This is a genomic window from Burkholderia sp. Tr-20355, assembly GCF_017104685.1.
In the GTDB taxonomy this organism is placed as follows: domain Bacteria; phylum Pseudomonadota; class Gammaproteobacteria; order Burkholderiales; family Burkholderiaceae; genus Burkholderia; species Burkholderia seminalis.
On record NZ_JAAGPK010000244.1, the window covers coordinates 1 to 8347 of the forward strand.

General features: G+C 68.1%; 8 protein-coding genes and 1 pseudogene. 2 read left to right on the top strand and 7 right to left on the bottom strand.

Going from position 1 to position 8347, the window contains the following annotated elements; translation table 11 throughout:
- A partial coding sequence (locus G3N62_RS32960) for an urea transporter (RefSeq protein ID WP_206141444.1) occupies positions 1–672 on the bottom strand: 672 nt, incomplete at its 3' end.
- Positions 673–928: 256 nt separating this feature from the next.
- Here G3N62_RS32960 and G3N62_RS32965 point away from each other — a divergent pair.
- A complete protein-coding gene (locus G3N62_RS32965; RefSeq protein WP_124671097.1) occupies positions 929–1489 on the top strand; it encodes a putative glycolipid-binding domain-containing protein in 561 nt (186 codons plus the stop codon).
- Here the strand turns inward: G3N62_RS32965 and G3N62_RS32970 are convergent.
- From G3N62_RS32970 to G3N62_RS32990, 5 genes are all read right to left on the bottom strand, one after another.
- Positions 1444–2355: an alpha/beta fold hydrolase gene (locus tag G3N62_RS32970; RefSeq protein ID WP_124671098.1), complete on the bottom strand. Its 912-nt coding sequence runs from the start codon at positions 2353–2355 to the stop codon at positions 1444–1446. The two genes, G3N62_RS32965 and G3N62_RS32970, sit on opposite strands and share 46 nt — an antisense overlap.
- Positions 2356–2359: 4 nt before the next feature.
- Complete coding sequence (locus tag G3N62_RS32975) at positions 2360–3265, bottom strand: metal-dependent hydrolase (RefSeq protein ID WP_034189867.1); 906 nt, start codon at positions 3263–3265, stop codon at positions 2360–2362.
- On the bottom strand, positions 3262–4200 hold the full coding sequence (locus tag G3N62_RS32980; RefSeq protein ID WP_034189866.1) for an SDR family NAD(P)-dependent oxidoreductase: 939 nt from the start codon (positions 4198–4200) through the stop codon (positions 3262–3264). Before G3N62_RS32980 ends, G3N62_RS32975 begins: the two co-directional genes overlap by 4 nt.
- Before the next feature lie 21 nt (positions 4201–4221).
- On the bottom strand, positions 4222–5799 hold the full coding sequence (locus G3N62_RS32985) for an NAD(P)/FAD-dependent oxidoreductase (protein WP_124671099.1): 1578 nt from the start codon (positions 5797–5799) through the stop codon (positions 4222–4224).
- Between the two features lie 246 nt (positions 5800–6045).
- Positions 6046–6717 (bottom strand): lysoplasmalogenase, encoded by a 672-nt coding sequence (locus G3N62_RS32990; protein WP_034189946.1) that lies wholly within the window; start codon positions 6715–6717, stop codon positions 6046–6048.
- A gap of 368 nt (positions 6718–7085) precedes the next feature.
- On the opposite strand from G3N62_RS32990, the gene speB reads away from it, so the two are divergent.
- Entirely contained in the window at positions 7086–8054 is a 969-nt protein-coding gene (speB, locus tag G3N62_RS32995; protein ID WP_049031801.1) for an agmatinase, read from the top strand.
- A 57-nt stretch (positions 8055–8111) separates the two neighbouring features.
- Here speB and G3N62_RS33000 read toward each other — a convergent pair.
- A pseudogene (locus G3N62_RS33000) lies at positions 8112–8347 on the bottom strand (PLP-dependent threonine dehydratase); the annotation flags it as partial.

Consider the following 8347-nt stretch of genomic DNA (forward strand, 5'->3'; position numbering starts at 1 on the left):
CAGGCCGTCGGCCAACCAGGCGCCGTTCGCGCCGAGCGCGACCAGCAGCACGGTCGACACGCTCGCGCCGACGAGCGCGAACGCGGCCGCGCGGCGCGATGCGACGGCGAGGCCGGCGACGATCAATACGCCGGGCCAGACGCCTTGCGCGAAGGTGGTCTGCGCGACGCCCGACAGCAATGCGCCGGCAGCGGATGCAAGCGTCGGCACCGGGGCAGTCGCCGCGCCGTCGGCATGCTGCAGTGCGACAAACGGCAGCCACGGCGCGGTGACGGCGAGACAGGGGCTCGAATACGGACACAGGTGCAACCGGGCGAGGGGCCCGCGCGTCGCGCGCTGCACGAGCGCCGCGCCGATCGAGACCAGCGGCACCAGCGCGACGGCCGCAAGCTGACCGGGCGCGAACAGCACGGCGATCAGCGCCGCGAGCGCGCCGTTGAAGCCGTGCAGCCCCTGTTCGACGTCGCGGCGCTCGGCACCCGTCAGCACGGCGGTCATGCTGGCGGCGGCCGAACCGACCAGCGCCGCGCTCGCGAGCCGCAGGTCGGTCAGCGCCAGTGCGACGAGCAGCAGCGCGCCGGTGAACGCGTTCGCCTGCAGCACGATCTGCCCGATGCCGCGCAGCAGGGTACGCAGGTCGATCGACGGCGAGGCGGGGCGGGCGGTAGGCATGATGGTGGCGTAGCAGGACGAGCCGCGAGCATAGGACACAATCCCATGCACCGGAATAGGGAATTCTGGATAGTCAGGATTTGTCGCCGATGCACCGAGGTGGGGAATGAGGCGGAGCGACCCTGTCGTACCGGCGCTGCATGAACGTTTTTTTGATACGAAATCCGCGTGGTGGGCGAATGGCGGCCTTCGCCGGCGTTGCCGCCGGCGAATTCGTGCGACGATGCCCGGCATCGGGCAACCGGGAGGGGAAAAGATGCGTGAAGTGCGTTGGGCGTCGCTCGAAGGCGACGGGGTCGAACATCTGACGTTCGACCGGAGCGGCGGCGCGATCGTCGTCGAAAGCGCGGTGGTCGGCCAGCGGTACGGCCGCGCGTACGGGCTCGCGTATCGCGTCGAGTGCGATCCGCAATGGCGGGTGACCTACGCGGTGCTCAAGGTGATGGGCGGCGGCACGCTCGAGCTGCATGGCGATGGTGCCGGCCACTGGCGCGACGGCTCGGGCCGCGCGCTGTCCGAGCTCGACGGTTGCGTCGACATCGACATCGCGGCGACGCCGTTCACGAATTCGCTGCCGATCGGCCGCCTGGGGCTCGCGCGCGGCGAGCGGCGGCCGATCGACGTCGCGTACATCTCGACGCCGGACCTGAAGGTCACGCCGGTCAAGCAGGCCTACGCATGCATCGAGCCCAGCCGGCGTTACCGCTACGAAGGGATCTTCCGGAATTTCACGGCCGAGATGGACATCGACGACGACGGCCTCGTCGTCGACTACGAGACGCTGTTCAGGCGCCTGCCGGCGCTTGCGGGCCGCTGAACCGCCGCGTTCGCGACCGACGGCCGCCCCTGCGCGGACGCGAAGCGGTCGATCCGCGACGCGATGATGTCGGGGTGGCGCAGCACGACCCAGTGGCTGCCGTCGATTTCCTCGCGCACGTGGTCGCCGAGCCAGCGGTCGAGGTCGACCGACATCTCGGGCGTCACATAGCGGTCGCGCACCGGCACGAGGATCTGCACCGGCGCCTGCGCGTATCGTTCGCGCGGCTTGCGTGCCCGTGCGAGAAAATTCGCACGGTACAGCTGCAGCCCGTTCAGCGCGTTTTTCAGTTGCACGGGATCGCGCTCGGCACGCACGCGCTCGGTCAGTTGCAGCCAGCGCGGCCACAGCGCCGCGCCGCCGAGCCGCCAGACGAGCGACGGCACGACCGGCAGATGGAAGAACGCGATGTACCACGACTTCAGGCTCTGCCTGAGCCGCATCTTCGCGCGGAACACGTGATCGAGGCACGGGCCCGAGATCGACGTGTACGACGCGATCCGGCCGCGGAACGCGGGATCGGTCACGGCCTCCCAGCACTGGATCGAGCCCCAGTCGTGGCCGACCAGATGGAACGGCCGGCCGCCGCAGGTCGCGTCGGCCACCGCTTTCAGATCGGCGGCGAGCCGCTCGAGCGTGTAGTCGGCGCGGCGGCGCGGCGCATCGGACGCGCCGGCGCCGCGCACGTCGTATGCGATCACGCGGTAGCGCTTCGCGAGCCGCGCGCGGATCGGCGCCCACACGGTGGCCGAGTCGGGGTAACCGTGCACGAGGATCAGCGGCGGCGCGCGACGCGACCCGCTTGCGTAGACGGCGAGTTTCACGTCGCCGGACTGGACGGTCAGCATCTCGTGGGCGCGCGCCATGGCGTCATGCCTGCGGGACCGGGTGCAGCGGCACGCGGCGCGGGGCGGCTTGCGCCGCGTAGCGTGCGTTGGTCGCGTCGATGTTCTCGAGCAGCGAGTCGAGCCCCTGCAGGTACTGGTGGTTGTCGTGGTCCCACGGGTGGAAGCCCGGGCGGAAGTAGTCGAGCCATTCGCGCGCGATGCTCGGAAACACGCCGTGCTTCGGGCCGTACAGATACTTCACGAGGCGCCACATGCCGCCGAACTTGCCGTGTTCGCGACGGTGCGCGCGCATCAGCCGAACGTGGAAGTCGAACACGATCGTCCAGAAGAATACGGTGGTCGTCAGCATCGTGCCCGTGCGCAGCAGGTAGCTGCCGAGGCCCGGCTTCATCACGGTCTTCCACACGTCGTAGGACACCGCCTTGTGCTCGGTTTCCTCCATCGCGTGCCACATCCACATCTGCTGGTAGCCTTCGACCGAGCCGTCGATCCGGTGCTCGTGGCCCGACAGCAGCTGGTTCGCGAGGATCGCCGTGTAGTGTTCGAGCGCGATCGTGATCGCGAGCTGCATCGAATGCGGCAGCACCTTCTTGAACCAGCCGAGGATCGTCCACAGGCGCTTGTCGAGCTTGTGCGCGGGCAGGCCGGACGCCTGCAGCAGGTCGTTGTATTCGATGTGCTCGCGCGTATGCATCGCTTCCTGGCCGATGAAGCCGAGCACCTGTTTCTTCAGCTCGGGATCCTCGATCCGGTCGCGGTAGTTGCGCACCGAATCCATGAAGAAACGCTCGCCGGCCGGGAACAGCAGCGACAGCGCATTCATGAAGTGCGTGACGGGCACGCCTTGAACGTGCCAGTCGCGTGCGCGTTCGGGCGGCAGCGCGAAACGGACGTCGCGCCGCACGGGCATCATGTTCGGGGTCGTCATGATTGTTCTCCTCCCTGATTGCCTGCATTGTTGTAGGTGGCGGCGTGCAGCGGCGCGGGCGCCGGCGTGCCGCGTGCGGCCTCGCGGCGGGCCCGCGCGGCCTCGCGGCGTGTCGCGAGCACGACGAGCGCCTGGTACGCGGCGGGCAGCACGCGCGCCATCCAGTCGCCGGCCTTCGCGTCGCGGCCGATCAGCACGCGGCGCTTGTTCTTGCGCACGCCGGCGAGGATCGTGCGCGCGGCGTCGTCGGCGGTCGTGATGAAGAACTTCTCGAACGTGTCGCGGCCTTGCTGCTCGCTCGCGACCATGAAGCCGACCATGTTCTTCGACACGCGGCTCGCCTGCGCGATGTTCGTGCGGATGCCGCCCGGATGCACGCAGGTCGCCGACACGCCGCACTTCATCATGTCGAGTTCCTGGCGCAGCGATTCGGTGAAGCCGCGCACCGCGAACTTCGTCGCGTTGTAGCCGCTCATGCCCGGCTGCGCGAAGATCCCGAACAGGCTCGACGTGTTGATCACGTGGCCGTCGCCCGATGCCTTCAGGTGCGGCAGGAATGCCTTCGTGCCATGCACGACACCCCAGAAATTGATGTTCACGATCCACTCGAGATCGCTGTATTCCATGCCCTCGATCGTGCTCGACAGCGCGACGCCCGCGTTGTTGAAGATCAGGTTGACCTTGCCATGTTCCTTCGCGGTGTCGTCGGCCCACGCGAACATCGCGTCGCGCTCGCCGACGTCCAGCACGCGCGTCGATACGCGTACGTTCGGCGCGATCGCGCGGACGATCCGTTCGGTTTCGGCGAGGCCGACGCCGTTCTTGTCGGCGAGCGACACGTGGCAGCCGGCCTGCGCGAGCTGGACCGCGAGCGCGCGGCCCATGCCCGAACCGGCACCCGTGATCGCGGCGACCTTGTTGGCGAAATCTCTCATGTCGGTGACTCCTTGTCTGGCTCAGGCCGCTTCGGCGGACGTGGAAGCGGCGGGCGCGGCGGCGGGCCGCGCGGCCGTGTCGTGTTGCGGTGCGCGATACGCGTGGTAATCGGCGATCGAGAAGTGCGCGGTCGCCTGGCGGAAGCGCCACGTGAAACCCGGCCACAGCGTCGTGTTCTTGCCGGTGCGCGGATCGAGATACCAGCTCTTGCAGCCGCCCGTCGACCAGATCGCCTTCTTCAGCTTGCCCTGCAGGTCGCTGTTGAACTGCGCCTCGACGAGCGGGCGCACCTCGATCGCCTCGGCGCGCTCGCGGCGCATCGCCTGCAGCGCGCCGAGGATGTATTCGATCTGCGACTCGATCATGAACACCATCGAGTTGTGGCCGAGGCCGGTGTTCGGGCCGACGATCATGAAGAAGTTCGGGTAGCCGGGCAGCGTCGAGCCGAGATACGCGTGCGCTCCGTCGCGCCATGCGTCGACGATGTCGAGCCCGCCGCGGCCGATGATCGCGCCGCGCGGATACGGATCGGCGACCTGGAAGCCGGTGCCGTAGATCAGGCAATCGACTTCATGGCGGCGGCCGTCGGTCGTCACGACCGCGTCGGCTTCGATGTGGTCGATGCCGGTGGTGATCACGTCGACGTTCTTGCGCGACAGCGCCGGGTAGTAGTCGTTCGAGATCAGCACGCGCTTGCAGCCGAGCGTGTAGTTCGGCGTGACGGTCTTGCGCAGCTCGGGATCGTGGATCTGCTTGCGGATATGGCGCAGCGCGAGCTTCTGCACGTTCTTCATCAGCGACGGATGGATCGCGAAGCCGAGCACGCGCGATTCGAGCATCCAGTAGATGCCGCTGCGCACGGCCTTCTGCGTGAACGGCAGCGTGCGGAACAGCCATTTCTCGAAGCGGGTGAGGTTGCGGTCGGGCTTCGGCATGATCCACGGCGGCGTGCGCTGGAACAGCGCGAGCGTCTTCACGCGCGGCGCGATCTGCGGCACGAACTGGATCGCGCTCGCGCCGGTGCCGATCACCGCGACGCGCTTGCCTTCGAGCGCGTAGTCGTGATCCCACTGCTGCGAATGGAATGCGCGGCCCTGGAAATGCTCGACGCCGGGAATCGCCGGCAGCGCGGCGCGCGACAGGCCGCCCATCCCCGAGATCAGCACGCGCGCGGACAGCCGCTTGCCGTTCGCGAACGTGAGGCGCCAGCGTTGCGCGGCCTCGTCGTATTCGGCGCGCTGCAGCTCGTGGTTCATGCGCAGGTGCGGGCCGACGCCGAAACGCTGCACGCAGTCTTCGAGATACGCGCGGATCTCCGGCTGCGGCGCGAACATGCGCGTCCAGCGCGGGTTCGGCGCGAACGAGAACGAATAGACGTGCGATTGCACGTCGCATGCACACCCGGGGTAATGATTGTCGCGCCACGTGCCGCCGACCGACGCGGCCTTCTCGAGGACGACGAAGTCGGTCACGCCTGTTTGCCGCAGGCGGATCGCCATCCCGAGGCCGGCGAAGCCGGTGCCGATGATGGCGATGTCGATGGTTTCGTCCTGGCCGTCGTGGCCGGGTGGACCGAAAGGCAACGTGCGAGCATTCATCCGGGTGTCTCCGATTTGGCTCATTTTTGAATGTTACATTGTTTGATGTAACGATAGTGGGTGAACCCGGAAACCGCAAGAGGCTAGAAGCGGCGCTCTAAGGGCCGGAAGCCAGGCGGGAAAAGGCTGAGCGGGGTTTGGAACGGTTCGTTTTCCGCGCCGCGGGATCGGCGGAAAGGGCCGTCGACAGGACGAGACCGGCGATGGACGAGACCGCCGGCGCGCGGCGGCCTGTTTGAAACGGTATCAGGGACGGATCGGTCGGGCGGTCGTCTCATGGAAAACCCCGGCCACGATCGTGACCTGCGCGAGCGCGTAGAGGCCCCAGATCAGGTAGTCGATACCCGGAAAACCGCCGAGGAACCGGCCGACGCCGATCAGCGTATCGGAGCCGACGAAGATCAGGCTGCCGATCGCGACGAGCGCGCCGTGCGTGCGGGCGGCGAGCGCGAAGCTCGCCATCACGCACAGCACCAGCATGTAGACGGCCACCGGCGCGAGCAGCGCGCCGAGATGCGGGAAGAACGCCGCGTAGAACGCCGGCGCGGCGATCCACAGGCCGATCAGCGCGACGATGCGCCAGCCGTGCGGCCGCGCGCGCCAGCGAAAGAAGATCGCGCAGTAGCACACGTGCGTGAGCAGGAAGGACCCGAGGCCGAGGACGAACGACAGCGGCCAGTCGGGCAGCGCGAGCAGGACGTCGCCGAGTACGGCGGTCGCGAGCGCCGCGCACAGCCACGCGCGTTCGCGCGGCGCGCCGCAGGTGCCGCCGGCCGCGAGCAGCAGGATGCCCATCGCGGCCTTCGCGGCGGCCTGGCCCGGATAGGGCGCCGCGGCGAGCGACAGCCCGTACAGCAGCGCGGCGGCGATGGCGAGCGGCCAGAGCCGGCGGTAGGTGGCGGGAAGCGTGGCGAGCAAGGCGGGGGTCTCCGGTGTGTCGTGGTCCGCGGTCGACGGCGCGCCGTCGAGGGCGCGGCTGCCGGCCATTATCCGGAAGAACGCGCGGGCGAAAACCGGCGAATCCTTCTAGGAATCGATGGCGGCCGGCGGCGATGCCGCCGCCGGATTTCTCGGCGCGTTGCCCCGGTTGAACCGGGGCAACGACTTCAATTCGGCTTGTTATGATCGCCGCGGTATTGCCGTTGTCGTTGTCGTTGTCGCTGTTCCGCCCGGCCGCGCGACTGGCTGCGCAGCCGGTGCGTGCCCGATGAATCCCTGCCGTGCCCGACCCGTGCGCTCACAGGGAGCAGGGCGGCGCCGGCTTCCCACGAAAACAGGTCCGACCCATGACCGAACTTCTCCACGGCGACGGCGCGATCCGTCGCACGACGCCGTACGGCTCCTCGATCGAAAACACCTATGCGGGCGTGCTGTCGTTCATGCGCCGCAACTATTCGCGCACGCTCGACGGCGTCGACGTCGCGATTTCCGGCGTGCCGCTCGATCTCGCGACGACCTATCGGTCGGGCGCGCGGCTCGGGCCGGCCGCGATCCGCGCGGCGAGCGTGCAGTTGGCCGAGCTCAATCCGTATCCGTGGGGCTTCGATCCGTTCGACGATCTCGCGGCCGTCGACTACGGCGACTGCTGGTTCGACGCGCACAACCCGCTGTCGATCAAGCCCGCGATCGTCGAGCATGCGCGCACGATCCTGCGGTCCGGCGCGAAGATGCTGACGTTCGGCGGCGACCACTACATCACGTATCCGCTGCTGGTTGCACATGCGGAGCGCTACGGCAGACCGCTGTCGCTGATCCATTTCGACGCGCACTGCGATACGTGGGCCGACGACGAGCCGGACAGCCTCAATCACGGGACGATGTTCTACAAGGCCGTGAAGGAAGGGCTGATCGATCCGGCGACATCGGTGCAGGTCGGGATCCGTACGTGGAACGACGATTTTCTCGGGATCGAGCGGCTCGATGCCGCGTGGGTGCATGACCATGGTTCGCGTGCGGCAGTCGAGCGGATCGTCGACATCGTCGGGTCGCGGCCCGCGTATCTGACGTTCGATATCGACTGTCTCGATCCGGCGTTCGCGCCCGGGACGGGGACGCCGGTCGCGGGCGGGTTGTCGTCCGCGCAGGCGCTGGCGATCGTGCGCGGGCTGGGGGCGGTGAATCTGATTGGCGCGGATGTGGTGGAGGTCGCACCTGCATACGATCACGCGGACATCACCGCGATCGCGGCCGCGCATGTCGCGTGCGATCTGCTGTGTCTGTGGCGGCAGAAGAAGGTGGCGGGCGCGGGGAAGTAGGAGAGCGGGGGCATGCCGCCGGCGCGTCGTGTGCGCCGTCGGCATGCGCTTTCGGTCCTACAGGAACAAGCGATAGGCGAGATTGTCGCCTTCCTCGATGGACGGATAGCCAAGCGTCGACAGGAAGTGATCGAATGCCGCGCGGTCCGCTTCCGGCACCTGGATGCCGACGAGGATCGAGCTGTAGTCCGCGCCCTGGTTGCGGTAGTGGAACAGGCTGATGTTCCAGTCCGGCGCCATCGACGACAGGAACTTCATCAGCGCGCCCGGCCGCTCGGGGAATTCGAAGCGGA

Coding starts and splice junctions, on each gene's coding strand:
- G3N62_RS32965 (WP_124671097.1), top strand. CDS start 929: ATGCGTGAAGTGCGTTGGGCGTCGCTCGAAGGCGACGGGGTCGAACAT.
- G3N62_RS32970 (WP_124671098.1), bottom strand. CDS start 2,355: ATGGCGCGCGCCCACGAGATGCTGACCGTCCAGTCCGGCGACGTGAAA.
- G3N62_RS32975 (WP_034189867.1), bottom strand. CDS start 3,265: ATGACGACCCCGAACATGATGCCCGTGCGGCGCGACGTCCGTTTCGCG.
- G3N62_RS32980 (WP_034189866.1), bottom strand. CDS start 4,200: ATGAGAGATTTCGCCAACAAGGTCGCCGCGATCACGGGTGCCGGTTCG.
- G3N62_RS32985 (WP_124671099.1), bottom strand. CDS start 5,799: ATGAATGCTCGCACGTTGCCTTTCGGTCCACCCGGCCACGACGGCCAG.
- speB (WP_049031801.1), top strand. CDS start 7,086: ATGACCGAACTTCTCCACGGCGACGGCGCGATCCGTCGCACGACGCCG.